Origin of the sequence: Citrobacter sp. Ce104 (assembly GCF_030334595.1) — a bacterium.
GTDB classification, from domain to species: Bacteria; Pseudomonadota; Gammaproteobacteria; order Enterobacterales; family Enterobacteriaceae; genus Citrobacter; species Citrobacter europaeus.
The window spans coordinates 397602-423826 of record NZ_JAOWDP010000062.1 but is presented as its reverse complement, the minus strand read 5'-3'; the positions used below and the strand labels follow the sequence as shown (position 1 = coordinate 423826).

Below are 26225 nucleotides of genomic sequence, written 5' to 3'. Positions count from 1 at the left end.
TGAGCGCCATCAGGCAGACAAGAGATGAGGGGATAATATAATCCTCCGCTCAACAAGCAGTACCTAAAAAAATAACCCCACTCTCTACAAGGCTCGGGGCGCCCGGAAAGGGCAAATACAGGTCAGCGACAACGACAGGCACAATGCCTAAATTCGGAATCAAAAAATATGTGTGGAATTGTTGGCGCTATCGCGCAGCGTGATGTAGCTGAAATCCTTCTCGAAGGTTTACGTCGTCTGGAATATCGTGGTTATGACTCTGCTGGTCTGGCCGTTGTCGATGCTGAAGGCAATATGACCCGTCTGCGTCGTCTGGGTAAAGTGCAGATGCTGACTGCTGCTGCGGAAGAACATCCGCTGCATGGTGGGACAGGTATCGCTCATACCCGTTGGGCGACACACGGCGAACCTTCAGAAGCGAACGCGCATCCTCATGTTTCTGAACACATTGTCGTGGTGCATAACGGCATCATTGAAAACCATGAACCGCTGCGTGAACTGCTGAAAACCCGTGGTTACACCTTTGTTTCTGAAACAGACACCGAAGTGATTGCTCACCTGGTGCACTGGGAACTGGAACAGGGTGGTACGCTGCGTGAAGCCGTGCTGCGTACTATTCCGCAGCTGCGCGGTGCCTACGGCACGGTGATCATGGATACCCGTAACCCGGAAACCCTGCTGGCCGCTCGTTCTGGTAGCCCGCTGGTGATTGGGCTGGGTATGGGTGAGAACTTTATCGCTTCCGATCAGCTGGCGCTGCTGCCGGTAACCCGTCGCTTTATCTTCCTGGAAGAGGGTGACATTGCGGAAGTGACCCGTCGTTCGGTTACCATTTTCGACAAGTCTGGCGCGGAAGTTAAACGTCAGGATATCGAATCTAATCTGCAATACGATGCGGGCGAAAAAGGTATTTATCGCCACTACATGCAGAAAGAGATCTACGAACAGCCGAACGCAATTAAAAACACGCTGACCGGGCGCATTAGCCACGGTGAGGTGGATTTAAGCGAGCTGGGTTCGCATGCCAACGAGCTGCTGTCTCAGGTTGAGCATATCCAGATTATCGCCTGCGGTACGTCGTACAACTCAGGTATGGTATCGCGCTACTGGTTTGAATCGCTGGCGGGTATTCCTTGTGATGTCGAAATCGCTTCTGAGTTCCGCTATCGCAAATCTGCCGTGCGTCGTAACAGCCTGATGATCACCCTTTCCCAGTCTGGTGAAACGGCGGATACCCTGGCGGGTCTGCGCTTATCTAAAGAGCTGGGCTATCTGGGCTCGCTGGCTATCTGTAACGTCCCGGGATCTTCTCTGGTGCGTGAATCCGATCTGGCGATGATGACCAATGCCGGTACCGAAATCGGTGTGGCCTCCACGAAAGCCTTTACCACGCAACTGACCGTTCTGCTGATGCTGGTGGCGAAACTGTCTCGTCTGAAAGGCCTGGATGCGTCTATTGAGCAGGAAATCGTTCACGGACTGCAGGCGCTGCCGAGTCGTATTGAGCAGATGCTGTCTCAGGACAAACGCATTGCCGCTCTGGCTGAAGGTTTCTCTGACAAACACCATGCGCTGTTCCTTGGTCGTGGCGATCAGTACCCAATTGCGCTGGAAGGCGCGCTGAAGCTGAAAGAGATTTCTTATATTCACGCTGAAGCGTATGCCGCAGGTGAACTGAAGCACGGTCCACTGGCGCTGATTGACGCTGATATGCCGGTTATCGTCGTGGCACCGAACAACGAACTGCTGGAAAAACTGAAATCCAACATTGAAGAAGTTCGCGCCCGTGGCGGCCAGCTGTACGTCTTCGCTGACCAGGATGCTGGCTTTACCAGCAGTGAAAACATGCACATCATTGAGATGCCGCATGTGGAAGAGGTAATTGCACCAATCTTCTACACCGTTCCGCTGCAACTGCTGGCGTATCATGTGGCGCTGATTAAAGGCACCGACGTGGACCAGCCGCGTAACCTGGCGAAGTCGGTTACCGTAGAGTAATCCGTACTTAACTGAACTGAAAATGCCCTGCTACAAGCGGGGCATTATTTTTTCGTTTGTTCTGTTTTTAATCAATTATCCCGCCTGTTTTATGTGACAAACCGTCATCTTCAGCTACTGTTTGCAGTGTCATAAAAAGAAAATTTTAGCGAAATGTTATTGTCATGATAATGACTAACGTTTTGTTTTAAATATATTTTTATCTAAAAAACTTCACGTATTTTTCGTTGTCATAAAACTGTCATATTTCGTACATTTAACTGTCACCTGTTTGTCCTATTTTGCTCACAGTAGCAACTCAAACAACGATTTACGAAAACCGTGCAGGAGACATTATGAAAGTTATGCGTACCACTGTCGCAACTGTTGTCGCCGCGACCTTATCCATGAGCGCGTTCTCTGCGTTTGCAGCAGCGAGCCTGACAGGTGCAGGTGCAACCTTCCCTGCGCCAGTGTATGCCAAATGGGCAGATACCTATCAGAAAGAGACCGGTAGCAAAGTAAACTACCAGGGTATCGGCTCCTCCGGTGGTGTAAAACAAATCACTGCGAATACCGTTGATTTCGGTGCTTCAGATGCGCCGCTGTCTGACGAAAAACTCAATCAAGAAGGCCTGTTCCAGTTCCCGACCGTTATCGGTGGTGTGGTACTGGCAGTCAACATCCCTGGCCTGAAATCCGGCGAGCTGGTGCTGGACGGTAAAACGCTCGGCGACATCTACCTCGGTAAAATTAAGAAGTGGGATGATGAAGCCATCACCAAACTGAACCCGGGTCTGAAGCTGCCTTCGCAGAATATCGCCGTTGTACGTCGTGCTGACGGTTCCGGTACGTCCTTTGTCTTCACCAGCTATCTGGCAAAAGTGAACGAAGAGTGGAAATCTAAAATTGGTTCCGGCTCTACCGTTAACTGGCCGACCGGTCTGGGCGGTAAAGGTAACGACGGTATCGCCGCGTTCGTCCAGCGTCTGCCGGGCTCTATCGGCTACGTTGAGTACGCTTACGCTAAGCAGAACAACCTGGCGTACACCAAGCTGGTCTCTGCTGATGGTAAACCGGTAAGCCCGACCGAAGAAAGCTTCGCTAATGCCGCAAAAGGCGCTGACTGGAGCAAAACCTTCGCTCAGGATCTGACTAACCAGAAAGGTGACGATGCGTGGCCTATCACTTCCACCACCTTCATCCTGGTGCATAAAGAGCAGAAGAAACCTGAGCAGGGCGCTGAAGTGCTGAAGTTCTTCGACTGGGCGTACAAAAATGGCGGCAAACAGGCTAATGACCTGGATTACGCCAGCCTGCCGGACAGCGTGGTTGAGCAGATTCGTGCTGCATGGAAGACCAACGTGAAAGACAGCAGCGGTAAAGCGCTGTACTAAATACCCGTCATACTTCGAGCCGCAGCAGTGTTGGCTGTGCTTGTTCACCCCAGTCACGTAGTGAATCTATGCTCCTGGGGATCCACAAGCTTGCCGCCTTGCTGCAACTCGAATTATTTAGGGTATGGCATTACGTTAGCCGGGAAGCACGATAAAATGCGTGCTTCCTGGCCCAAACTTAAAGAGTGATTTATGGCTGCAACCAAGCCTGCTTTTAACCCACCGGGTAAAAAGGGTGACATGATATTCAGCGCGCTGGTAAAACTGGCTGCGCTGATTGTGCTATTGATGTTGGGTGGCATTATTGTCTCTCTGGTTATCTCCTCCTGGCCAAGCATTCAGAAATTTGGCTTCTCCTTTCTGTGGACTAAAGAATGGGATGCGCCAAACGACATCTATGGTGCATTAGTACCGATTTACGGTACGCTGGTCACCTCGCTTATCGCGCTGCTGATTGCCGTTCCGGTGAGTTTCGGCATTGCTTTATTCCTGACTGAACTTGCACCTGGCTGGCTGCGTCGCCCGCTGGGTATCGCTATTGAACTGCTGGCGGCAATTCCAAGTATCGTGTACGGCATGTGGGGCCTGTTTATTTTTGCTCCGCTGTTTGCGACTTATTTCCAGGAACCGGTCGGGAACATCCTTTCCAACATTCCGTTTGTTGGCGCGCTGTTTGCTGGTCCGGCGTTTGGTATCGGTATTCTGGCTGCTGGCGTGATCCTCGCTATCATGATCATCCCGTACATTGCGGCGGTTATGCGCGATGTGTTTGAACAAACGCCGGTCCTGATGAAAGAGTCAGCCTACGGCATCGGCTGTACTACCTGGGAAGTTATCTGGCGCATCGTCCTGCCGTTCACCAAAAACGGCGTGATTGGCGGAGTGATGCTTGGTCTGGGCCGCGCGCTGGGTGAAACCATGGCGGTGACCTTTATCATCGGTAACACCTACCAGCTCGACAGTGCCTCGCTGTACATGCCTGGCAACAGTATTACCTCTGCGCTGGCGAATGAATTTGCCGAAGCGGAATCAGGGCTGCACGTTGCCGCGTTGATGGAACTGGGTCTGATTCTGTTTGTGATCACCTTCATCGTACTGGCGGCGTCTAAGTTCATGATCATGCGCCTTGCGAAGAACGAGGGGGCACGCTAATGGCTACGCTTGAAATGCAAAACACCGCTGCACTAGCGGAATCCCGCCGTAAAATGCAGGCGCGTCGTCGCCTGAAGAACCGCATCGCGCTGACGCTCTCTATGGCGACCATGGCGTTCGGTCTGTTCTGGCTGATCTGGATCCTGATGTCCACGATCACCCGCGGTATTGACGGTATGTCGCTGGCGTTGTTCACCGAAATGACGCCTCCGCCGAATACGGCGGGCGGTGGTCTGGCGAACGCCCTGGCCGGTAGCGGGCTGTTAATTCTGTGGGCGACCGTGTTTGGTACACCGCTTGGTATTATGGCGGGCATCTACCTGGCAGAGTATGGACGTAAGTCCTGGCTGGCTGAGGTCATCCGCTTTATCAACGACATCCTGTTGTCTGCGCCATCAATCGTAGTTGGCCTGTTTGTTTACACCATCGTGGTAGCAAAAATGGAGCACTTCTCCGGCTGGGCGGGCGTTATCGCGCTGGCGCTGCTGCAGGTGCCCATTGTTATTCGTACCACGGAGAACATGCTCAAGCTGGTGCCGGATAGCCTGCGTGAAGCTGCCTATGCACTGGGTACGCCGAAGTGGAAGATGATTTCTGCGATCACCCTGAAGGCGTCTGTCTCGGGCATTATTACAGGGGTTCTGCTGGCTATTGCACGTATCGCAGGTGAAACGGCTCCGCTGCTGTTTACGTCGCTCTCCAACCAGTTCTGGAGCACCGACATGATGCAGCCTATCGCCAACCTGCCGGTCACTATCTTTAAGTTTGCGATGAGCCCGTTTGCTGAGTGGCAGCAACTGGCCTGGGCCGGGGTGCTGATTATTACCCTGTGCGTACTGCTGCTGAACATTCTGGCGCGCGTCATTTTCGCGAAGAAGAAACACGGTTAATTTTTACGGCGTGGCTGATGCGGCGCCGGATGAGGAAGAGATTGAAATGAGTATGGTTGATACTGCCCCGGGTAAGATTCAGGTTCGTGATTTGAACTTCTACTATGGCAAATTCCATGCCCTGAAGAACATCAACCTGGATATTGCTAAAAACCAGGTAACGGCGTTTATCGGGCCGTCAGGCTGTGGTAAATCGACGCTGCTGCGTACATTCAACAAAATGTTTGAACTGTACCCGGAACAGCGTGCGGAAGGCGAAATCCTGCTGGATGGCGACAATATTCTCACTAACACTCAGGATATCGCTCTGCTGCGTGCCAAAGTGGGCATGGTATTCCAGAAGCCGACGCCGTTCCCGATGTCCATCTACGACAACATCGCTTTTGGGGTGCGTCTGTTTGAGAAACTCTCGCGTGCGGATATGGACGAACGTGTGCAGTGGGCGTTGACCAAGGCCGCACTGTGGAACGAAACCAAAGATAAATTACACCAGAGCGGGTACTCTCTCTCCGGTGGTCAGCAGCAGCGTCTGTGTATTGCGCGCGGTATCGCCATTCGTCCGGAAGTGCTTCTGCTTGATGAGCCGTGTTCAGCGCTCGACCCTATTTCTACCGGGCGCATTGAAGAGCTGATCACTGAGCTGAAACAAGATTACACCGTCGTTATCGTAACCCACAACATGCAGCAGGCTGCGCGTTGTTCCGATCACACGGCGTTTATGTACCTGGGCGAGTTGATTGAGTTCAGTAACACGGACGATCTGTTCACCAAGCCCGCGAAGAAACAAACTGAAGATTACATTACTGGCCGCTACGGTTGATATGCCCGGGCATCTGGAGAAATGATGGACAATTTAAACCTTAACAAACATATTTCCGGCCAGTTCAATGCAGAGCTGGAAAGCATCCGTACCCAGGTGATGACCATGGGCGGCATGGTCGAGCAGCAGCTTTCTGATGCGATTACCGCCATGCATAACCAGGACAGTGAGCTGGCGAAGCGCGTCATTGAAGGCGATAAGAACGTCAACATGATGGAAGTGGCGATCGACGAAGCCTGCGTACGTATCATCGCCAAGCGTCAGCCGACCGCTAGCGATCTGCGTCTGGTGATGGCGATTATCAAAACCATCGCCGAGCTGGAACGTATTGGCGACGTGGCGGACAAAATCTGCCGCACCGCGCTGGAGAAATTCTCGCAACAGCATCAACCGCTGCTGGTAAGCCTGGAGTCACTGGGCCGCCACACCGTACAAATGCTGCATGACGTGCTGGATGCGTTTGCGCGTATGGATCTCGACGAAGCGGTACGTATTTATCGCGAAGATAAGAAAGTCGACCAGGAATATGAAGGCATCGTGCGTCAGCTGATGACCTACATGATGGAAGATCCACGTACCATTCCAAGCGTGCTGACCGCGCTGTTCTGCGCCCGTTCCATCGAGCGTATCGGTGACCGCTGCCAGAATATCTGCGAATACATCTTCTACTTCGTGAAGGGACAGGACTTCCGTCATGTGGGCGGCGATGAGCTGGATAAGCTGCTGGCGGGCAAAGATCCTAAAGAGTGATAAAAACGCAGAAAGTAGGCCGGATAAGCGTTAGCGCCATCCGGCAATTGCCCGGTGGCGCAAGCTTACCGGGCCTACAAAAAATTACCGGGTAATATCCCAACCCCGCGCTTTCCACAATTCCGGCAACTGTGCCAGATCGGTAAACGTCGTGACTTTTGGATGATCGATCGGTTTGTTGTGCGGATCGGCGCAGAAATAGAACACTTCCATTCCCGCAGCAATCCCCGCCTGCGCGCCGGCACTGGAATCATCGACCAGAATGCAGTTCTCAACGTTAACGTCCATCGCTTTCGCCGCATGGAACATCAGGGCCGGATCGGGCTTCCAGCGCTGAATATCGTATCCGCTGAACAGTAAATCAGGGAAATGGTGCAACATGCCCAGTTTACCCAGCGAATGCTGCATTTTGCTGACCGGACCGTTGGACACTACGCACATGGGCACCGTCATACTGTCCAGCAGCGCATTAGCGCCAGCGATCACCTCCAGTTCCGTATCGAACAGACGTGCGACCTCAGCGCGGTAGACCGGTTCTAAATCGGCTTTTGCCAGTTCGACACCGTGCTCTTCGTTGATAATGTCGATGATCTCGTACAGCTTTACCCCTTTGAAGCGTTTGAACGTTTCTTCAAGATCGAGCGTAATGCCGAACGCCTGGAACATGCTGACATACGCGCGAGAACAAATCACTTCACTGTCGACAAGGGTACCGTCACAGTCAAAAAATACGGCTTCTATCTGGGACATGTCATTTCCGTTTTAACAAGTTTAACGTTTTCGTAATGCATTATTAGGCAACGCAATCGTTGCCGTATAAGCAAAATCAATGAAAAAAGTTGCTCATAACCCAACCCTATTGTCGCATTTTGGTATAGGATAGCGACGAATTTTCCCTCCTTGTTCGGAAATTGATAATGAGTCAACAACACACAACCCAGGCTTCTGGCCAGGGGATGCTGGAACGCGTGTTCAAACTGCGCGAACATGGCACGACGGCACGGACCGAAGTGATCGCCGGTTTAACCACCTTCCTGACGATGGTTTATATCGTTTTTGTTAACCCGCAAATTCTTGGCGTGGCTGGCATGGATACCAGCGCCGTCTTTGTTACCACCTGTCTTATTGCTGCATTTGGTAGCATCCTGATGGGGCTATTTGCCAACCTGCCGGTCGCACTTGCGCCAGCTATGGGCCTGAACGCATTCTTTGCTTTCGTGGTCGTTGGCGCCATGGGCCTGTCATGGCAGATCGGTATGGGGGCTATCTTCTGGGGTGCGGTAGGTCTGCTGCTGCTGACCATTTTCCGCGTACGTTACTGGATGATAGCCAATATCCCGGTTAGCCTGCGCGTGGGGATCACCAGCGGTATTGGTCTGTTCATCGGCATGATGGGGCTGAAAAACGCCGGCGTTATCGTGGCGAACAAAGACACCCTGGTGTCCATCGGCAACCTGACCTCCCACAGCGTACTGCTCGGCATTCTGGGCTTCTTTATCATCGCGATTCTGGCGTCACGTAATATTCATGCGGCGGTGCTGATCTCCATCATTGTGACCACGCTGCTGGGCTGGATGCTGGGCGATGTTCATTACAACGGAATCGTCTCCGCGCCGCCGAGCGTAATGTCTGTTATCGGACATGTTGATCTGGCTGGTTCGTTTAACATTGGCCTGGCGGGTGTAATTTTCTCGTTCATGCTGGTCAACCTGTTCGACTCCTCCGGTACGTTGATTGGCGTCACGGATAAAGCTGGTCTGGCGGATGCGAAGGGCAAGTTCCCGCGCATGAAGCAAGCGCTGTATGTGGATAGCGTGTCGTCTGTTACCGGCGCGTTTATCGGGACGTCTTCCGTTACCGCGTATATTGAGTCTTCTTCCGGGGTTTCAGTCGGCGGACGTACTGGCCTGACAGCGGTAGTTGTTGGCTTGCTGTTCCTGCTGGTTATCTTCCTGTCGCCGCTGGCGGGAATGGTGCCGGGCTATGCGGCCGCAGGTGCGCTGATTTATGTTGGTGTGCTGATGACATCAAGCCTGTCGCGCGTGAAGTGGGATGACCTGACAGAAGCGGTTCCGGCGTTTATTACCGCCGTGATGATGCCGTTTAGCTTCTCGATTACCGAAGGTATCGCGCTGGGCTTTATTTCCTACTGTGTGATGAAAATCGGTACCGGACGTTTCCGCGATCTCAGCCCGTGCGTCATTGTTGTCGCGCTGCTGTTTGTGCTGAAGATTGTGTTTATCGACGCGCATTAATGTACACATGCTTCAGTCTTATGATTTAAGGCTGAAGCATAATTTTTTATCACTCATCTCCTGTCAGACCTGCAAATTATCTCTCTTCAATCAAAAGTCTTAAGTGATTTATTCACCGTCCTTCATTGTGATTTGCTAGCCGTGAACTGTTGCTTCATCTGGTGAATTATCTGTTAATAAATTGAAATGTTTTCATTTTGATTTTTTTGAAATATCAAAAATAGCCTTAATAAATGCAGGGGCTATTTCAACTTTCGCACAGGCTTTTTTCGTTACTGTTTCTTATCTCTATTAAAAGGAGTTTAGAAATGAAGAAGACTGTCATTGCGACGTTCTGCGTCTCCCTGTTTTTTCCGTTATTCGCGTATTCGGCTACCAGCGTAACGCTGGATGGTCATTCATTGACACTGGATGATGCCTGGGCCATCGCTCAAGGAGAAAAACAAGTCGACATCGCTTCAACTGCAATGGATCGCGTCGATAAAGCGAACAAACTTTTGATGATTGCTGCCGGTAAAGGGGTTCCTGTTTACGGGCTGACGGTAGGTGTCGGTCTCAACAAAGATAAATCATTGTTCGATGCGCATGGAAAATTGACGCCGGAAGTTATTCAGGCCTCACGTGAATTTAATATCAACGCTCTGCATGCACACGCAGCAGGTGTTGGGCCCGATATGCCGGATGAATTGGTTCGTCTGGCGATGGTGATCCGCCTTAATACGATGTTGACGGGAAATACAGGAGCCCAACCGCAGGTAGCCAAACTGTATCAGCAGTTCCTCAATAAGCATATTACTCCCGTCGTGCCCTCGCGCGGTTCCGTTGGTGAAGCTGATATAACGCTTGCATCACATATTGGCGACGTAATGATTGGTGAGTGGCGTGTTCGTGTGAAAGGCGTCGAGATGGATTCAGCGAAAGCCCTGAAACAGGCGGGCATTGAAAAGCTGGAACCGCTTGGTAAAGATGCTCTCTCAATTCTCTCTTCAAATGCGATATCAACAGCCTACTCCGCTCAGGCCTTACTGGAATCCCGCCAGATCATAAACGTTACACCTGTGGTCTATGGTTTATCTCTGGAGGCGCTTAATGGCAATGTTGCCCCATTCTTGTACCAAAGCTTAAGTGTGCGGCCTTTCCCTGGAATTCAGGATACTGCCGGAAGTATTCGTAATGTACTAACCGGTTCTTATCTTTGGCAGCATCAGGATGGACGACCTTTACAAGATCCGCTCTCTTTCCGTACGACAGTATTTGTTCTTAATGAAGCACGTCGCGAGTGGAATGAAGCCTGGCAAATGCTGGAAATTCAGATGAACAGCTCTGATGACAATCCGGCGGTGATCGTAAATGCCGATCGTTCGTTGGCGGAAAATAGCCAGGTTGAGCAGTACTTCGTGAGCGAAAAAGAGGCCAATGGCGAAACCCTCAGCGGCGCGATTTTCCCAACCTCTAATTTTGAACCTCTGCCTCTGGCGCTGGCAATTCAGAATCTGTCTTTAGCGATGGGGCATTTGGCGCATAACAGCGTACAGCGCACTTTGCATTTATCTGACGAGCATTTCACTGGATTGAGTCGCTTCCTTGCTTCTGACACCAATCAACAAGGACATGCTTTTGGGGCAATTCAGAAGCCACAGGTTGCGCTACTGGCTGATATTCGCGACCTGGTTAATCCGGTATCCCTTGATGGCCAACCGATGGCGGGCACGATTGAAGATACCTATACCAATAATCTCCGGGCGTCCAAACGCTTGAATCAGATCGCTGATGATATGCGTAGCATTTATGGTCTGGAATTGTTGCATGCCAGCCAGGCTATCGATCTAAGAAAACAAAAAAATCCTGACCTGAAGTTGGGAGAGATGACAGGCAAACTTTTTGCCGCTTATCGGGAAAAAGTACCGTTTGTTTCGCAGGATCGGATTTTCAGCGACAACATTGCAGATTCCTCTGCATTAGTCGCATCGTTTCCTGCCGGGACCCTGGTTAATACGCAAGCAGGGAGCAAATGACGAAAATGAAAAAAACCGTTAATGCATCGCGGCGGGCCTTTTTAACGAAAAGCACCATTCTGGCGACGGGAGGTGCGCTGACGGCGCTGGCGGGGAGTGCGCGAGCACAGCTGAGCAGCTGTCAGGCAACGGCGGTTCGTTACCATAAAATTTACGATGTGATTGTGGTGGGAAGTGGTTTTGCTGGGTTAGCTGCTGCGCTCGAAGCGGCCCAGGCAGGCCGCAGTGTACTGGTGATCGATAAAATGCCGGTTTTTGGCGGTAACTCTGCGATTAACGGTGGTGCCGTTGCGGTTGCGGGTTCTCCGTTGCAGGAAAAAGAGGGGATAGTTGACTCTCCTGAGCTGATGTTTAAAGACATGCTTAAAGCCGGGCGGGGGCTTAATGATAAAGATCAACTGAAAATTTTGGTCAGTAATACCATGGCTGCCTATGAGTTTACCCTGCAACATGGCGTGAAATATAAACCGTTTGTCCAGCATTTTGGCGGTCACTCGGTTCCCCGTACGCTGCAAACTGTCGAGAGCTCAGGGGCTGGTATCACCCGGCCCCTGAAAGAGTCTGCTGCAAAAATGGGGGTTGTTTTTCGTTCACGATGCAAGCTGGAATCTTTCCGACTAAACGGCGAGGGGCGAGTGGTTGGTCTGACTGTTCGTGATGGGTATCGTTTCCCTGATGAACAGACGGGTCAGATAAGGCACTACGGCGCACGATACGGCGTGGTGATGTGTTCTGGCGGTTTTTCTAACGATTTACGTTTTCGTAAAATGCAAAACCCCATGCTGGATGAGCGTGTCGACTCCACAAACCATCCTGGTGCGACGTCGGAATGTCTGGTGCAAATGCTACGTATTGGCGCAACACCAGTACAACTTGACCTTATTCAGCTAGGCCCCTGGTCTTCACCAGACGAACGCGGATTTGGTTACGTATCGCAGTTCAATACTATCTCCGGTTTTCCTAATGGAATCATGGTTAACCCACGTACTGGCCATCGCTTCACAAACGAACTTGCCGATCGTAAAGAGCGTGAAGAAGGGATTTTGGCACAAGTCGATGAAAAGGGAGATCCACTTTATCCCATCTGTTTTACCACCCTGGAAGGCGCAAAACAGGCACAAAGCCTGGGGCATGCCCTGCACTATGGCGTGGCCTGGCAATTTGACTCCCTGGAGTTGTTGGCTGCGCATTTCGGTATACCTTACGACGTGCTGACAGAAGAAGTAGATACCTACAATGCCGCCGTAGCCCGTAAGGGGGGCGATCGCATGAAGAAAGATGTGAGTCGTGCAGTTCCACTGGATAAAGGACCATTTGTCGCCGTACGTGTGTGGCCAAAAGTGCACTACATCATGGGTGGAGTACAGATAAATATGCGGACAGAGGTACTTAACGCTGCTGATAGTAAGCCGATCCCAGGTCTGTATGCTGCCGGAGAAGCAACTGCAGGTTCACATGGTGGAAGTCGTCTTGGTAGTTGTGCTGTGGCTGATTGTCTGGTTTTTGGTCGGATTGCAGGCGCCAGCGTTGCTTCTTCGAGCGCAGTGGGTGATGTATTTGATGTTGAGGGAATTTAACATGGCAAAGTTATGGATAGCCCTGTTGCTGCTTATTGGTGGTTTTTCCCAGGTTACAGCTGCGGCGGATGATGAGGCTGCTTTTCATCAGCAACTGAACACAATGACCGTTAAGCCTTATCACCATTCGCTGGAGGCAACCGGACGAGATACATCATGTCAGTTGTGCCATGGCGCCAGTACGCCAGTTGCGGCACCCAATGATAAGTCGTGCCTTAGTTGTCACGGTTCACGCGATCAGGTTGCCGAATTAACGCAACCTAATCCACAAGATAAAAATGCTGAGCCTAACCCGCATGACTCAATGCATTACGGAAAAGATGTTCCTTGTACTGCTTGTCATAACGAGCATAAACCCTCGGTAATTTATTGTAATAATTGCCATCTATTTAAATATCCGGATATGAAGCCATGAGGGAAATCATGCGCGGATTCTTAATAAGAGGCTTCTTTTTTCTACTGTCAGGGGGGATGCCGCTGTCGGGATTTTCTGCGCCAATTCCGACACAACAACTCAATCAACCTTGTCTGGCATGTCACGCAGACGGAGATATCCAGGGCATATCGACGGATAAAGTGCAGGATAATTTATTCGTTTCACCAGATAAGTATCACGATAGCGTGCATGGCGAGGTGCCATGTATCGCTTGTCATCAGAGTAAACCCGGAAGCGAGGGATTTTCAGTTACCCCTCATGTTTTAAAAGCAGGAGCAGAGAAGAGTTGTGAAAGCTGTCATGGCGTAGTCATGCGCGATACGGTACATGCCGTACAGCAGAGTGTGCATAGTGAAAAGATTGCCAATGGCGAGTTCACCTGTACCTCGTGCCATAACGCACACACCATGACTGCTGGAGAACTAAATCATCCGGGTAAACAACGGGTTGCTGACGACAATTTAATGTGTACGAACTGTCATTCGCGGGCGGGGGTCTTTACGCAGTTGTCAGGGGGAAAAACCTCAACTACTCAGAATCTGGCGCACTCGGCGCTCCCTTATGCTTCTGAGCATCTCAACAGTTTACGCTGCATTGATTGTCATGCTGATATAGCCGATACCACCCTGCATCGAATTCTGCCTGCCTCGCAAGCTGTCAGTTGTGAACAGTGTCATGGAGATAGCGCGTTGCTGACGAGCCGACTGAAAACGTTCGCGCCGGATGAAAATGCACTGGCTGGAAGTCTTTTAGGGAAAGGGCTCTTTGATGAAAGTGTGCTGAGGGAAAAACTCGCGACGGTATCAACGTTACCACCGGTCGTTCGCCAGGTTGATGGTGCTTTGTTTACCAATACCTACATGATTGGTAATAATGGCAGTGGGCAGGCGGATAGTCTGGTGGCCTGGGGATTGGGCGGCCTTGTCGCTTTGTTAATCTGCCATGGTTTGGGACGAATCATCTTGTCTCACCGCGCTATCGATATGTCGATGGATAAACATTATCTTTATACGCTTCCTGTCCGTTGCTGGCACTGGCTGAATGCGCTCTGCTTTACTGCACTGATCGTTAGTGGTTTTGCACTACACTGGGTAAGTGCGCAATTCTCACTTTGGGTCGATGTGCATAATATTGCTGGTGTATCGTTATGTATTATTTGGCTGGGCTTCATCCTGGTGGCGATATGCGGTAACGGGCATCATTATCGAGTAAGCTGGCAAGGTTTTATGGGGCGGTTTACCCGGCAGACACGTTATTATCTATACGGTATTTTTCGTGGCGAATCCCATCCAGAGCAAGCATCGCCAGAGGCTAAATTCAATATCCTCCAACAACTTGGCTATATTGGCGTGATGTTTTTGTTGTTGCCGTCGTTGATAGTGACCGGATTATTCATGATGTATTCTGATCTTACTCCCGAAACGCTATTTTCGTTGCCGGGTAAGCAGGTTGTGGCCTGGCTCCATTATGGTCTGGCTGTGGTTATGATAGCCTTTATCATCGTGCATCTTTATTTATGCAGTACAGGAGATAAGCCAGGATCACTAATTAAAGGTATGATTGACGGTTTCCATCGTTCCAAAAAACTGTAGTAATGAAAATTCTCCCCTTTCCCATACCAGGGGAAGGGGATTAATCTTTAACAACTATGCCCAGCTTTTTTATTTTGCTGTAGAGGGTGTTACTGTTGACACCGAGTAGTTCTGCGGCCCCATCTTTACCTGATATTCTTCCCCCTGTCTGTTTTAATGCCTTTTGAATGTGCTGGCGTATAGCCTCATCAAGCGTGCTGATTGACAAAGTATTCCTCTCTCGGGGGATAATAATATTCAATTCATTAGCTGGGCAACGGAAGAACGCATTCTCTAATAATCCAATTAATTCTGTGATGTTGCCCGGCCAGTTATATTGCAATAATAATCGTAGAGCATCATCCCCTAACACTGGTAGAGTATGGTATTTATGTTGACCTGATAATTTCCTTAAATAATGTGTTAACAACAGAGGGATGTCATCATGGCGATACCGTAGGGGCGGTAAGGTGATTATCTGGCAGAGAATGTTAGCATACCGTTGATTTGTCAGATGGCCTTTAGATATATCGTAGATACCGGAGTTTTGTACCATTGAAAATGGTTGTGTTTGCGTAGCAATAATCTGCAACTGGCAATACTCGCGATAGCTTGCATGGAGTGCGAGTAGAAAAGTTTGCCAGCGCTCGGGAAATGACTTTATTTCTTTTACTAGTAAAGAACCTTGATGTAATATCAAAAACATAGCCATATTAGGTGTTTTATTCAAGTCTATGTTTATTGTTCTATCTACAACCCCACTTCTCATAATAACCAACTGGCCTTGAGGTGTTATCAATCCATAATAACCACTACGGTTGGTTTTTCGTTGTTGAAGTTCTGAGGCTAGTGTTGTTTTTCCTACACCTTCCTCGCCCAGTAGTAAAATAGGTTGCTCACTATTTGCTAATTTATCCAGCGACCTATATAACTGATACAGATGGGAATTGGTTTGACTGATGATAAATTTTTCATTCTCTTCTGGGACAGGAAGTTCTGATAGTGGAACTGGAGTATTATTCACTAAAAGATTTTGTCGTGACAAGGCAATAAAAGCCAGTAATGAGAGCTCTCCTCTCACAGATTCAAATAATTCAGCATGTTGAGGTGTAAAGGCATTTGCATGGTGGCTAAATATACCCATTGCACCAAGTCGTAAACCATCCAAATGCATGCGCATCAGGATAAGCGATTTGATATTACGAAAGCAGGTACTAACCACATATTCAGTCAACGGGCATTGGCTCAGATTGTCGATAACCTGAGTAGAAAAATTATCTGAGTGATTGAATTGTCGGGCAATGTTTTCAGGAATGGGGATGACATCCCTTTTCAATCGTGCCGTTTTATGCGTCGCCAATGCTAAAAACTGGATGCAACGAATATCACTACGGTAGTAGTTAAAGAAAATACCGTCGCAAACTATTGAATCTGGTATCGATTGTAGGCAAGCATACATGGATTTCTCCAATTGTGTACTGCTACATAAAGCGGTCCTGAGATGTGAAAATGTCCTGTCCATGGCATATCCATTGTTCACGGTAGACAAAATGTCGGGAAAATATTAGAAATATTTATTGGTATAATTGCAACTGCAATGTCTGGTAACACTATGCCACAATAGTGAAGGAGAAAAAATAGACAAAAGTGAGTTATTGGATTGGTTTACGGAAATAAGAAAATAATCCAGAAGCATAGACACTTACTGGATTATTTAAGAGTACGAAGCAAATTTTCTTTTACGCTTTCACGCGCTGAATGTAGTCACCAAATGCGGTCAGCTGACCGGTCAGATGGTCCAGCGTACTTTGGTCGATCACTTCGCCCGTCTGCGGGTCAACTTTGTTCTGAATGACGCCGCCCATAAATTCAGGCTTGTTCATAACCATGGCGTCAAGGAACACCAGGATCTGACGCAGATGGTACTGGCAGCGCGCGCCGCCAATGGCGCCCATGGAGCTGGTCTGAATCAGCACTGGTTTGCCCGATAACGGCTGATCCGGCAGACGAGACAGCCAGTCGATAGCGTTCTTCAGTCCGCCGGGTACTGAATAGTTATATTCCGGCGTCACGATGACAACACCGTCAGCCTTCCTGATTTGCTCTGCCAGCGCTTCTACGCTTGCCGGAAAACCTTCTTCCTGCTGGAGATCGGCATCGTACAGTGGGATATCACCAATCGATGGTAACGCGTTCACTTCCATGCCCGCTGGAGCAATCTTAGGCAGCGTACGGGCAACCATTCCATTAAACGAACCTTTGCGCAGACTTCCCAGTAACGTAACAACATTCAATGTTTCAGACATGGTAACTCCTGTTTCATCATGAAGGTTAAATCAGCTAAGCGTATAGCTCTTCGCTGCGCATAATTGAGAGAATCGAATCAGACGACCTGTAGGCTCATTGGCGCGAGTCTGGATATCCGGCAAACTTTTCCAGTCCTGTTTACCATCAAACTCCCAAACCTTGAGTTTTTCAATGGTTGGCGTAACCGCAACCGACCACACCAGCACATCTTCCGCATCGCAAATGGCTTCAACCTGCGCAACGTGGGCACATTTCAGACGTCCTGCACCGGGTAAAAGCTGGAGTTCGCGCGGGTCGTCATTGCACACATCGCCGGTGAGTTTGAGTACGCTCTGGCGCAACGTAATGAGCTGCGCGCGTGCTTCGTTGGGGTCGTTTTGATTGTTGATCCACAGATTTTCGTTGCTGGAGAAGCGCCAGGTTTCCGCTGAATTCGGATTGTGAAAGCCGCGGGTAGCCCGCTGAAGCTCCAAATCCAGGCCGCACGTTCCTTCCGTCGTTAGCGCAACGCCGACGATATTCCCGGCATAAGAAATCGAAAACCCCGGCAGGTTCGTATCGCGAAAAACGGGTTTTCCTTTGGCCTGAGTAACAATCTCGGGCAGCGTGCTGGTGCCGTAAAGCATAAACATCAGTTCGGCGAGAAGACTTCGGGAAGCCAGGAAACGTGTTCGGCGATGAACGGGTAGATCTCTTGCTTCGATATGACATGGAGAAGGGAGGCGAGCTGAAACCAGGTGTCCCTCCGTAAGAATCCCTCTGGCAAAATGTGTCGCCATTTGTCGCTCCGTGAGTAATGGTCCGTGATAATTACCAGAGTAACATTTACGCGCTTTCCAGGCAGGCTTTGCTGCCCAAAAAGTAAGCTGAAATGGAATACATTACGCGATATTTACATTTCTGTTGCCAGAATAGTCGATTCAGCAACAAAGTGGCGGCGGATCGTCAGGACATATCGCGATAAAGCGCCTTGATCGTGTCTTTCAACCAGACGATCTTAGGATTATGACTGTTACGTTTATGCCAAAGAAGGGTGAAGGGTACGCGCATTTTTTCCAACTGCGCGGCATCAAAAGGCATTGGGCGCGCCACCAGCGGAAGCTGGTGGAGTTGGTTATAACGCTGGCAATAAACCGGAGCTGTGGCTATCAGCGCGTGTTCCGGCTGGGCGGCCATGAACAGCGATTGCTCAAAACCGGGCAGACATAACGCGATATTGCGCGCGCGCCCCATCTCTTGCAGGACTTCATCCAACGCCCAGGTATCGCTTTGCTCCCAGCTAATGCTGATGTGCGGATAGCGCAGAAAAGTGTCCAGATTCCACTCTTCCTGCAGTGCGGGATGATCTTCACGTAGCCAGACGCAGGGCAGATCGGAAAACAGCACTTCATGGTCGATCGACAGCGGCAATAAACTTAACAGCTCACGCGAGCGTGGATGGCTTTCACGCCCGGTAAAGCCGATATCCACTTCGCCGCGAATAATCGCATCCAGCGAATCATAGTCCCAGTTGCGAATTTTGATCGTCGCCTGAGGATAACGCTGATAAATCTGCCTGGAAAGCGCGTTGAACATGATCATCACCAGCGGCGTTTCGGCCACCAGATCAAACTTCAACCCGCGCGGCGCTTCATGATGTGGCTTATCCAGCAACTGGTTGCTCATCTGCATCCACTCTGCCAGGTTCTGTTCCATGCTGACCATCAGCGGCGTTGGCGTTAGCCCCAGCGGGGTGTTTACAAACAGCGGATCGTCAAACCAGGCCCTTAACTTCGACAACGATTTACTCACCGCCGACGGCGTGACGTTCATCCGTTTGGCGGTTTTGGTGACGCTGCGCTCCTGCATCAACAGCTGCAGGCAGAGTAATAAATTAAGATCGAGACTGCTGAGCGATTTCTTCATGAGTTGGCGCGGACCGGTTAGGTGCAACAGTGATAATCAGCATGATACTCACTATGCTACAGCCAATCAGAATCCCGATCAGCATATTCAACGCATCAAGGCCGAGCACCGCCGCCAGCCAAATCCACAGCGAGGAACCGCAAACCTGCGCAATACCTAACGCCGAGCTGGCAACGCCCGCGCGCAGCGAGAACGGACCCAGTGCCTGGCTCATGGCGACACCAAAACCAACCGAGAACCCCGCGCAGATTAAAGTCAGCCCAAACAGCGTTACTGCGTGTGAGGCGGCAAGGGTTAACACCACACCTGCACACAGAAACAGCACCTGCGAGGTCAACATCAGAACGCGAGGCTTAAATACGCTCAGAGCGAATGGTGTGGAGAAAGAGACCGCCATGCTGATGCCTGCGGTCATGGCCATGGTGGTGGCGTACTCGCCGCGGTCGAAGCCCATCACTTCCATCAACAGCACTGGGGAGGTATTCACGAAGGTCAGGATCACCGACACGCTGAGGGTGGTAATAGCCAGGCGGCTTAAGAAAAAGCGGTTAACCAGAGATTCGGACAGATGATTCTTTTCCGCAGAGGCCGGGAGCATCGCTGGGCGCGATTCTCGCAGGACAAACACCGACAGCAGGCAAACAGCCACCCCCATACCGATCATCGTGTAGAACAGGCTCTGCCACGGGTATTTGAGCATGATCAGATGCCCCATCACTGGAGCCAACACCGGCACAATACAGGTAATTCCGTTCAACAGCGACAGTACCTTCGCCCGGCGGCGATCGTCGAGCGTATCGCGCAGAATAGCGAAGGCCACCACATAGCAGCAACCTGCGCCTGTGCCCTGAATAAAGCGGCCAATAAGAAACGGCGTACCGCTTTCGGCGAATGAACACAGCGCAGAGGCGAAAATAAAGATGAGGGCGCCGACAATAGCGACGGGTTTGCGTCCTGACCGATCGGCAATTTTTCCCGCGAACAGCATCGCCGTCGCCATTCCCGCCAGATAAACCGAAAACGCGATATGCAGTTGCGCCTCGCTGGCCTGTAAATCGGCAGCAATACGGGGCAGCCCTACCAGATACATATCAATACCGGCGGGATAAAGTAACACCAGGGCGAAACTGCAGATTAGAAAGCGTGTCATAGCGACCTCATGAGGAATGTGGCGCTAAGCATACGGTGATAGAGTCAACTGCACGAGTTGCCATTTGGACAACAGTGATTTCCCCATGGGAAATTATTGTTGCCGGATGGCTGCGTAGGCCCGGCAAGCATCGCGCCACCGGGCAACACAACGTTACTTACCAATACAGAAACTGGAGAAAATCCGTCCAAGCAGATCGTCGGAGGTAAATTCCCCGGTGATCTCACTGAGGTTCTGCTGCGCCAGACGTAGCTCCTCTGCCAGCAGTTCTCCGGCCCATGCTCCGAGCAGTTGGGCTTTGCCTTGTTCAAGATGTTCCGCCGCTTCTGCCAGCGCCTGCAGGTGACGACGACGCGCCAGAAAGCCGCCTTCCATATTGGTTTCAAAGCCCATGCTCTGCTTGAGATGATTACGCAGCACGTCAACGCCTTCCCCGGTACGCGCGGAGAGGCGAACCAGTGAGTGGCCATTTACTTCGCTAAGGCCCAGCGTCTCACCGGTAATATCCGCTTTGTTACGCACTACGGTAATCGGCAGTTTAGCTGGCAGACGGGCAATAAAGTCTGGCCAGATGTCAGCCGGATCCACGGCGTCGGTGGTGGTGCCATCAACCATAAACAGTACGCGGTCGGCCTGTTCGATTTCCTGCCACGCACGTTCGATACCAATGCGTTCAACTTCATCGCTGGCATCACGCAGACCGGCTGTGTCGATGATATGCAGCGGCATCCCGTCGATATGGATATGCTCACGCAGCACATCGCGGGTTGTCCCGGCGATGTCGGTGACAATGGCTGCCTCACGGCCAGCCAGGGCGTTTAACAGGCTTGATTTCCCGGCGTTAGGACGCCCGGCAATCACCACCTTCATCCCTTCGCGCAGCAGACTGCCCTGACGCGCTTCGGCACGAACGGCATCAAGATCGCTGATAACGCTGTTGAGCTGCGCTTCAATCTTGCCGTCAGACAGGAAGTCGATTTCTTCATCCGGAAAGTCGATCGCCGCTTCCACATAGATGCGCAGGTGAGTGAGCGCTTCCACAAGATGATTTACCCGTGCGGAAAATGCGCCCTGCAACGAGTTTAGCGCCGAGCGAGCCGCTTGCTCTGAGCTGGCATCGATCAGGTCGGCAATCGCCTCTGCCTGGGCTAAATCGAGCTTATCATTGATAAATGCGCGCTCGGAGAATTCACCTGGTCTGGCAATGCGCAGCCCGGGAATAGTCAGAATACGTTTGAGCAGCAGATCAAGAATCACCGGACCGCCGTGGCCCTGAAGCTCTAAAACGTCTTCGCCAGTAAAGGAGTTCGGGCCGGGGAACCACAGGGCAATCCCCTGATCCAGCGCGCTGCCATCCGCGTCTTTAAACGGCAGATAGTCGGCATAACGCGGTTTTGGCAGTTTCCCCAGTACGGTTTCTGCGACTTCACGTGCCTTCAGGCCGGAGATACGCAGGATACCCACGCCACCACGTCCCGGAGGGGTGGCCTGAGCGACGATGGTGTCGTTATGGCTCATGGTTTGTCTCTTCTTAATACAATAAAAAAGGCGGTCTAAAATGACCGCCCTTTACTTTATGTTCCGTTTGCCGGATGGCGGCTTCGCCTAATCCGGCCTACACCGAATCAGGAGTTTTTCTTCTCGCGGCTATGCAGCCCACGCTTCTCCAGACCACGGTAAATCAGCTGTTGCTGAATAATGGTTACCAGGTTGCTGACGATATAGTACAGCACCAGACCTGACGGGAACCACAGGAAGAACACGGTGAAGATGACCGGCATAAAGGTCATGATCTTCTGCTGCATCGGGTCGGTCACGGTGGTCGGAGACATCTTCTGAATGAAGAACATCGTCACGCCCATCAGGATCGGCAGGATGTAGTACGGGTCCTGTGCAGACAGGTCATGGATCCACAGAGCGAACGGCGCATGACGCAGTTCAATGGAGCCCATCAGCATGTAGTACAACGCCAGGAAGATTGGCATCTGGATGATCAGCGGGAAGCAGCCGCCCAGCGGGTTAACCTTCTCAGCTTTGTACAGGGCCATCATTTCCTGGCTCTGACGCTGTTTGTCATCGCCCAGACGCTCACGCATAGCCTGAATCTTAGGCTGCAGCATACGCATCTTCGCCATGGAGGTGTACTGCGCTTTGGTCAGCGGGTACATGATGCCACGAACGATAAAGGTGATAACGATGATGGAGAAGCCCCAGTTACCCAGGAAGCTATGGATCCACTTCAGCAGTTTAAACAGCGGCTGAGAGATGAACCACAGCCAGCCGTAATCCACGGTCAGATCCAGGTGCGGTGCAACGGCCGCCATTTTATCCTGAATTTCCGGGCCGACCCACAGGGTGCTGGTCATCGCGCCAGTCTGACCAGGCTGAACCAGTACCGGCTGTGATTTATAGCCGATAGCGGCAATGCCGTTACCCAGATTAGCGGTGTAGAAATTGTTGGTACCGTCGTTACGCGGAACCCATGCCGTTGCGAAATACTGTTGCAACATTGCGACCCAGCCGTCTTTAGCGTTGACGTTCAGGTTTTCGTTTTCAGCAATGGTGTCGAATTTGTATTTCTCATACTTCTCATCCGGCGTGGAGTACGCCGCGCCACGGAAAGTGTGCAGCGCAAAGTTGCTGCTCCCGGTGTCGCGATGAGATGGCAGATTGATGGATTGCTTCAGCTGACCAAAGGTGGAGACTTCCAGCGGTTTTTCGCCGGCGTTCTGCACGCTGTAGTTAACGTTGACAGCATATTCACCACGCTTGAGGACAAACGTTTTAGTGAATGTGTTACCCGCTGCGTCAGTATAGGTCATCGGGATCTGCAGTTCGTTCTGACCGTCAGCCAGTACAAACGCGTCTTTTTCGACGTTGTACAGCGGACGCGGGCCGTTAGCCGGGTTATCCGGGCCGTCACGACCTGTCAGGCCACTCTGTGCCTGGTAGATGAACTGTGGCGTGGTTTCCAGTAACTGGAACGGTTCGGTAGAACCGAGTTCTTTCGGGTAAGCTGGCAGTGAAGCCTGTTCCACATCACCACCACGGGTGTTGATGGTCAGATCAAGCACGTCAGTTTTAACCGTAATCAGTTTCCCCTGGCCACTGGCCGGTACGCCCTGGTCTGCGGCGCTACCCGCTGCGGTGGTCGTTGTCTGCGTGGTCTGTTGGGCCTGAGGTTGCGGGTTTTTATCCTGCTCCCAGGCTTGCCAGATCATGAAAGACACGAACAGCAAAGCGATGACTAAAAGATTGCGTTGCGAATCCATCGTTAGTGTTCTCTGGTATCAAATGGTCCGGGCGGGACGGGATCGTCACCACCAGGGTGTAAAGGGTGGCATTTTAATACGCGTTTCACCGTCAACCAACTGCCTTTTATCACTCCAAACCTGCGCAATGCCTCAATTCCGTAGCTCGAACAGGTTGGAGTGAAACGGCAATGCGGCCCAAGCAGCGGACTGATCAGGCGTTGATAGACCCGAATGAGGGCTATCAGGACCCGCGAGCCAGGCGACAATGGCGACGCCATAATTTTTCCAACGCTTCCGAGAGAGCACGGTTATCGAGGTCAGCAACCCCTTTTTTCGCCACCACCACGAAATCCATTGCTGGAAGCTCGTGCTGACGTAAACGGAAGCTTTCACGCGTCAGACGTTTAATCCGATTGCGTTCATGCGCACGCTTAACATTTTTCTTGGCGACTGTGAGACCGATACGGGGATGCCCCAGCGAATTCAGGCGGCCGAGGATGGTGATTTGCGGCGTGCCAGCCCGTTGTGGCTGCTGGAAGACGAATGTGAAATGAGTGGGAGTTAACAAACGTAACTCCCTGGGAAATGCGAGCTTAACCACTCAGGGGCTAGCTTTTATTACTTAGAAACGGTCAGACGAGAACGGCCTTTAGCACGACGACGTGCCAGAACCTGACGACCATTTTTATTAGCCATACGAGCACGGAAGCCGTGAGAACGGTTGCGCTTCAGTACAGACGGTTGAAAAGTGCGTTTCATGGCGATTTCTACCTAAACTTGAATAAATTCACTGACTTTTGCGTATACCCGAACGAGTTTCGAACGACTTACGCCACAGTGTGGGTGATTAAAGAGGCCGGATTGTAATAATTGTACACTCCGGAGTCAATTCTCTTTCCTTATTTCCCGCTTTTTTCCGCACGGTTTCGCGTAAAAAACAGGCAGCGTTGACGCCGTAAGGCGACCGTTACTCGCTGGGGGTAAGAATTATACGGGCTGGTGGATAAAGCGCAAGGATCGCACGGGATCTTTATTAGATCGTTTAAGCAGTAAAGCATCTTTACTCATTAATTTTTTCAATATGCGCGCTAAAACCTGCAGCACTTCTCCAGGATCGTTTACACTTAGCCGATTCTGGATCATCCTGTGGATAAATCGGGAAGAATCTGTGAGAAACAGAAGATCTCTTTCTCAGTTTACGCTATGATCCGCGGTCCCGATCGTTTCAATGGATCCTGATCGGGGAAAAATTGCAGATAGCAATTCGCACGTCACCCTTTGCATAGGGTCTTGTCGATGTGCGTCAACAATCATGAATGTTTCAGCCTTTGTCATTTATCGACTTTTGTTCGAGTGGAGTCCGCCGTGTCACTTTCGCTTTGGCAGCAGTGTCTTGCCCGATTGCAGGATGAGTTACCAGCCACAGAGTTCAGTATGTGGATACGCCCGTTGCAGGCGGAACTGAGCGATAACACGCTGGCTTTGTATGCGCCAAACCGTTTCGTGCTCGATTGGGTAAGGGATAAATACCTTAATAATATTAATGGATTACTCAATAACTTCTGTGGAGCGGATGCCCCACAGCTGCGCTTTGAAGTCGGTACTAAACCCGTCACGCAAACGCTGAAGACGCCGGTGAACAACGTTGTTGCGCCCGCTTACGTAGCGCAGCAAGTGCAACCGCAACGCGCCGCTCCGGCAGCGCGCCCAGGCTGGGATAACGTCCCGGCCCCGGCAGAACCTACCTATCGTTCTAACGTCAACGTCAAACACACGTTTGATAACTTCGTTGAAGGTAAATCTAACCAACTGGCGCGCGCGGCGGCACGTCAGGTGGCGGACAATCCTGGCGGCGCCTACAATCCGTTATTCCTTTATGGCGGTACGGGTCTGGGTAAAACTCACCTGCTGCACGCTGTCGGTAACGGCATAATGGCGCGTAAGCCAAACGCGAAAGTGGTGTATATGCACTCCGAGCGTTTTGTGCAGGACATGGTTAAAGCCCTGCAAAACAACGCGATCGAAGAGTTTAAACGCTACTACCGCTCCGTTGACGCGCTGCTGATTGACGATATCCAGTTCTTCGCGAATAAAGAACGATCGCAGGAAGAGTTTTTCCACACCTTTAACGCCCTGCTGGAAGGCAATCAGCAGATCATCCTGACCTCGGATCGCTATCCGAAGGAGATCAACGGCGTTGAAGATCGTCTGAAATCCCGCTTCGGCTGGGGACTGACTGTGGCGATCGAACCACCTGAGCTGGAAACGCGCGTCGCGATCCTGATGAAAAAAGCCGACGAAAACGACATTCGTCTGCCCGGGGAAGTGGCGTTCTTTATTGCCAAACGTCTACGCTCTAACGTGCGTGAACTGGAAGGCGCATTGAACCGCGTGATCGCCAACGCCAATTTTACCGGCCGGGCGATTACTATCGATTTCGTGCGTGAAGCGCTGCGCGATCTGCTGGCTTTGCAGGAAAAACTGGTCACCATCGACAATATTCAGAAGACGGTGGCGGAGTATTACAAAATCAAAATTGCGGATCTGCTTTCTAAGCGTCGATCTCGCTCGGTAGCTCGTCCGCGCCAGATGGCGATGGCGCTGGCAAAAGAGCTCACTAACCACAGTCTGCCGGAAATTGGCGACGCGTTTGGTGGGCGTGACCATACTACCGTGCTTCATGCCTGCCGCAAGATTGAGCAGTTGCGTGAAGAAAGCCATGATATTAAAGAAGATTTCTCCAATTTAATCAGAACATTATCTTCGTGA

Annotated in this window: 24 protein-coding genes; 12 read left to right on the top strand and 12 right to left on the bottom strand. The window is 51.1% G+C overall.

The window, feature by feature from the left end; genetic code table 11:
- Window positions 1-168 precede the first annotated feature (168 nt).
- From glmS to phoU, 6 genes are all read left to right on the top strand, one after another.
- A complete protein-coding gene (gene glmS, locus OGW16_RS10275) occupies window positions 169-1998 on the top strand; it encodes a glutamine--fructose-6-phosphate transaminase (isomerizing) (RefSeq protein WP_043018818.1) in 1830 nt (609 codons plus the stop codon).
- 335 nt (window positions 1999-2333) lie between these two features.
- Window positions 2334-3374 carry a phosphate ABC transporter substrate-binding protein PstS gene (pstS, locus tag OGW16_RS10270; protein ID WP_043018817.1) on the top strand — a complete coding sequence of 347 codons (1041 nt, stop codon included), beginning with the start codon at window positions 2334-2336 and terminating at the stop codon, window positions 3372-3374.
- Between the two features lie 192 nt (window positions 3375-3566).
- Window positions 3567-4526 carry a phosphate ABC transporter permease PstC gene (pstC, locus tag OGW16_RS10265; protein ID WP_038635761.1) on the top strand — a complete coding sequence of 320 codons (960 nt, stop codon included), beginning with the start codon at window positions 3567-3569 and terminating at the stop codon, window positions 4524-4526.
- Window positions 4526-5416 (top strand): phosphate ABC transporter permease PstA, encoded by an 891-nt coding sequence (pstA, locus tag OGW16_RS10260; RefSeq protein ID WP_016155077.1) that lies wholly within the window; start codon window positions 4526-4528, stop codon window positions 5414-5416. Before pstC ends, pstA begins: the two co-directional genes overlap by 1 nt.
- A 46-nt stretch (window positions 5417-5462) precedes the next feature.
- Window positions 5463-6236 (top strand): phosphate ABC transporter ATP-binding protein PstB, encoded by a 774-nt coding sequence (gene pstB, locus OGW16_RS10255; RefSeq protein WP_042998747.1) that lies wholly within the window; start codon window positions 5463-5465, stop codon window positions 6234-6236.
- A gap of 24 nt (window positions 6237-6260) precedes the next feature.
- Complete coding sequence (phoU, locus tag OGW16_RS10250; RefSeq protein ID WP_003023824.1) at window positions 6261-6986, top strand: phosphate signaling complex protein PhoU; 726 nt, start codon at window positions 6261-6263, stop codon at window positions 6984-6986.
- Window positions 6987-7070: 84 nt separating this feature from the next.
- Here the strand turns inward: phoU and yieH are convergent, their stop codons facing one another.
- Window positions 7071-7736, bottom strand: a complete 666-nt coding sequence (gene yieH, locus OGW16_RS10245) for a 6-phosphogluconate phosphatase (RefSeq protein ID WP_043018816.1) — start codon at window positions 7734-7736, stop codon at window positions 7071-7073.
- Window positions 7737-7903: 167 nt separating this feature from the next.
- On the opposite strand from yieH, the gene adeP reads away from it, so the two are divergent.
- The 5 genes from adeP (at window position 7904) to phsC (ending at window position 14861) form a co-directional block, all read left to right on the top strand.
- On the top strand, window positions 7904-9241 hold the full coding sequence (gene adeP / locus OGW16_RS10240) for an adenine permease AdeP (protein WP_003023830.1): 1338 nt from the start codon (window positions 7904-7906) through the stop codon (window positions 9239-9241).
- 308 nt (window positions 9242-9549) lie between these two features.
- Entirely contained in the window at window positions 9550-11256 is a 1707-nt protein-coding gene (locus OGW16_RS10235; RefSeq protein WP_075145448.1) for an HAL/PAL/TAL family ammonia-lyase, read from the top strand.
- Entirely contained in the window at window positions 11253-12833 is a 1581-nt protein-coding gene (locus OGW16_RS10230; RefSeq protein WP_236019710.1) for a flavocytochrome c, read from the top strand. Before OGW16_RS10235 ends, OGW16_RS10230 begins: the two co-directional genes overlap by 4 nt.
- A 1-nt stretch (window position 12834) precedes the next feature.
- On the top strand, window positions 12835-13248 hold the full coding sequence (locus OGW16_RS10225; RefSeq protein WP_087052866.1) for a cytochrome c3 family protein: 414 nt from the start codon (window positions 12835-12837) through the stop codon (window positions 13246-13248).
- The gene (gene phsC / locus OGW16_RS10220; protein WP_233592457.1) at window positions 13245-14861 is read left to right on the top strand and encodes a thiosulfate reductase cytochrome B subunit; all 1617 of its coding nucleotides are present in this window, start codon (window positions 13245-13247) and stop codon (window positions 14859-14861) included. The genes OGW16_RS10225 and phsC overlap by 4 nt, the downstream gene beginning before the upstream one ends.
- Window positions 14862-14901: 40 nt before the next feature.
- Here phsC and OGW16_RS10215 read toward each other — a convergent pair whose 3' ends face one another.
- The 11 genes from OGW16_RS10215 to OGW16_RS26455 form a co-directional block, all read right to left on the bottom strand.
- On the bottom strand, window positions 14902-16362 hold the full coding sequence (locus OGW16_RS10215) for an AAA-type ATPase lid domain-containing protein (protein ID WP_231125752.1): 1461 nt from the start codon (window positions 16360-16362) through the stop codon (window positions 14902-14904).
- 217 nt (window positions 16363-16579) lie between these two features.
- The gene (locus OGW16_RS10210) at window positions 16580-17146 is read right to left on the bottom strand and encodes an NADPH-dependent FMN reductase (RefSeq protein WP_003827046.1); all 567 of its coding nucleotides are present in this window, start codon (window positions 17144-17146) and stop codon (window positions 16580-16582) included.
- Between the two features lie 30 nt (window positions 17147-17176).
- Window positions 17177-17926, bottom strand: coding sequence for a 4'-phosphopantetheinyl transferase family protein (locus OGW16_RS10205; protein WP_043018815.1), 750 nt, complete (start codon window positions 17924-17926; stop codon window positions 17177-17179).
- A gap of 166 nt (window positions 17927-18092) precedes the next feature.
- Entirely contained in the window at window positions 18093-19052 is a 960-nt protein-coding gene (gene yidZ / locus OGW16_RS10200) for an HTH-type transcriptional regulator YidZ (protein WP_043018814.1), read from the bottom strand.
- Window positions 19021-20202 carry an MFS transporter gene (locus OGW16_RS10195; protein ID WP_087050732.1) on the bottom strand — a complete coding sequence of 394 codons (1182 nt, stop codon included), beginning with the start codon at window positions 20200-20202 and terminating at the stop codon, window positions 19021-19023. The genes yidZ and OGW16_RS10195 overlap by 32 nt, the downstream gene beginning before the upstream one ends.
- Window positions 20203-20355: 153 nt before the next feature.
- Window positions 20356-21720: a tRNA uridine-5-carboxymethylaminomethyl(34) synthesis GTPase MnmE gene (gene mnmE, locus OGW16_RS10190; protein WP_043018812.1), complete on the bottom strand. Its 1365-nt coding sequence runs from the start codon at window positions 21718-21720 to the stop codon at window positions 20356-20358.
- 107 nt (window positions 21721-21827) lie between these two features.
- Window positions 21828-23474, bottom strand: a complete 1647-nt coding sequence (yidC, locus tag OGW16_RS10185; protein WP_003023844.1) for a membrane protein insertase YidC — start codon at window positions 23472-23474, stop codon at window positions 21828-21830.
- Window positions 23475-23476: 2 nt separating this feature from the next.
- Complete coding sequence (gene yidD, locus OGW16_RS10180; protein ID WP_003023846.1) at window positions 23477-23734, bottom strand: membrane protein insertion efficiency factor YidD; 258 nt, start codon at window positions 23732-23734, stop codon at window positions 23477-23479.
- Window positions 23698-24057, bottom strand: coding sequence for a ribonuclease P protein component (rnpA, locus tag OGW16_RS10175; protein WP_003844432.1), 360 nt, complete (start codon window positions 24055-24057; stop codon window positions 23698-23700). The genes yidD and rnpA overlap by 37 nt, the downstream gene beginning before the upstream one ends.
- Window positions 24058-24074: 17 nt before the next feature.
- Window positions 24075-24215 (bottom strand): 50S ribosomal protein L34, encoded by a 141-nt coding sequence (rpmH, locus tag OGW16_RS10170; RefSeq protein ID WP_003023858.1) that lies wholly within the window; start codon window positions 24213-24215, stop codon window positions 24075-24077.
- Window positions 24216-24443: 228 nt separating this feature from the next.
- Window positions 24444-24524, bottom strand: a complete 81-nt coding sequence (locus OGW16_RS26455; RefSeq protein ID WP_418221920.1) for a hypothetical protein — start codon at window positions 24522-24524, stop codon at window positions 24444-24446.
- 297 nt (window positions 24525-24821) lie between these two features.
- On the opposite strand from OGW16_RS26455, the gene dnaA reads away from it, so the two are divergent.
- Window positions 24822-26225 carry a chromosomal replication initiator protein DnaA gene (gene dnaA / locus OGW16_RS10165; protein WP_043018810.1) on the top strand — a complete coding sequence of 468 codons (1404 nt, stop codon included), beginning with the start codon at window positions 24822-24824 and terminating at the stop codon, window positions 26223-26225.

Excerpts from the sequence above, each read along its gene's own strand:
- phsC (WP_233592457.1), top strand. The coding sequence starts at position 13,245 with ATGAGGGAAATCATGCGCGGATTCTTAATAAGAGGCTTCTTTTTTCTA.
- yidZ (WP_043018814.1), bottom strand. The coding sequence starts at position 19,052 with ATGAAGAAATCGCTCAGCAGTCTCGATCTTAATTTATTACTCTGCCTG.
- adeP (WP_003023830.1), top strand. The coding sequence starts at position 7,904 with ATGAGTCAACAACACACAACCCAGGCTTCTGGCCAGGGGATGCTGGAA.
- yidC (WP_003023844.1), bottom strand. The coding sequence starts at position 23,474 with ATGGATTCGCAACGCAATCTTTTAGTCATCGCTTTGCTGTTCGTGTCT.
- OGW16_RS10225 (WP_087052866.1), top strand. The coding sequence starts at position 12,835 with ATGGCAAAGTTATGGATAGCCCTGTTGCTGCTTATTGGTGGTTTTTCC.
- glmS (WP_043018818.1), top strand. The coding sequence starts at position 169 with ATGTGTGGAATTGTTGGCGCTATCGCGCAGCGTGATGTAGCTGAAATC.
- OGW16_RS26455 (WP_418221920.1), bottom strand. The coding sequence starts at position 24,524 with ATGAGTAAAGATGCTTTACTGCTTAAACGATCTAATAAAGATCCCGTG.
- OGW16_RS10235 (WP_075145448.1), top strand. The coding sequence starts at position 9,550 with ATGAAGAAGACTGTCATTGCGACGTTCTGCGTCTCCCTGTTTTTTCCG.
- OGW16_RS10230 (WP_236019710.1), top strand. The coding sequence starts at position 11,253 with ATGACGAAAATGAAAAAAACCGTTAATGCATCGCGGCGGGCCTTTTTA.
- phoU (WP_003023824.1), top strand. The coding sequence starts at position 6,261 with ATGGACAATTTAAACCTTAACAAACATATTTCCGGCCAGTTCAATGCA.
- pstA (WP_016155077.1), top strand. The coding sequence starts at position 4,526 with ATGGCTACGCTTGAAATGCAAAACACCGCTGCACTAGCGGAATCCCGC.
- yidD (WP_003023846.1), bottom strand. The coding sequence starts at position 23,734 with ATGGCGTCGCCATTGTCGCCTGGCTCGCGGGTCCTGATAGCCCTCATT.
- pstS (WP_043018817.1), top strand. The coding sequence starts at position 2,334 with ATGAAAGTTATGCGTACCACTGTCGCAACTGTTGTCGCCGCGACCTTA.
- yieH (WP_043018816.1), bottom strand. The coding sequence starts at position 7,736 with ATGTCCCAGATAGAAGCCGTATTTTTTGACTGTGACGGTACCCTTGTC.
- pstC (WP_038635761.1), top strand. The coding sequence starts at position 3,567 with ATGGCTGCAACCAAGCCTGCTTTTAACCCACCGGGTAAAAAGGGTGAC.
- OGW16_RS10215 (WP_231125752.1), bottom strand. The coding sequence starts at position 16,362 with ATGGACAGGACATTTTCACATCTCAGGACCGCTTTATGTAGCAGTACA.
- OGW16_RS10205 (WP_043018815.1), bottom strand. The coding sequence starts at position 17,926 with ATGGCGACACATTTTGCCAGAGGGATTCTTACGGAGGGACACCTGGTT.
- rpmH (WP_003023858.1), bottom strand. The coding sequence starts at position 24,215 with ATGAAACGCACTTTTCAACCGTCTGTACTGAAGCGCAACCGTTCTCAC.
- OGW16_RS10210 (WP_003827046.1), bottom strand. The coding sequence starts at position 17,146 with ATGTCTGAAACATTGAATGTTGTTACGTTACTGGGAAGTCTGCGCAAA.
- mnmE (WP_043018812.1), bottom strand. The coding sequence starts at position 21,720 with ATGAGCCATAACGACACCATCGTCGCTCAGGCCACCCCTCCGGGACGT.
- OGW16_RS10195 (WP_087050732.1), bottom strand. The coding sequence starts at position 20,202 with ATGACACGCTTTCTAATCTGCAGTTTCGCCCTGGTGTTACTTTATCCC.
- pstB (WP_042998747.1), top strand. The coding sequence starts at position 5,463 with ATGAGTATGGTTGATACTGCCCCGGGTAAGATTCAGGTTCGTGATTTG.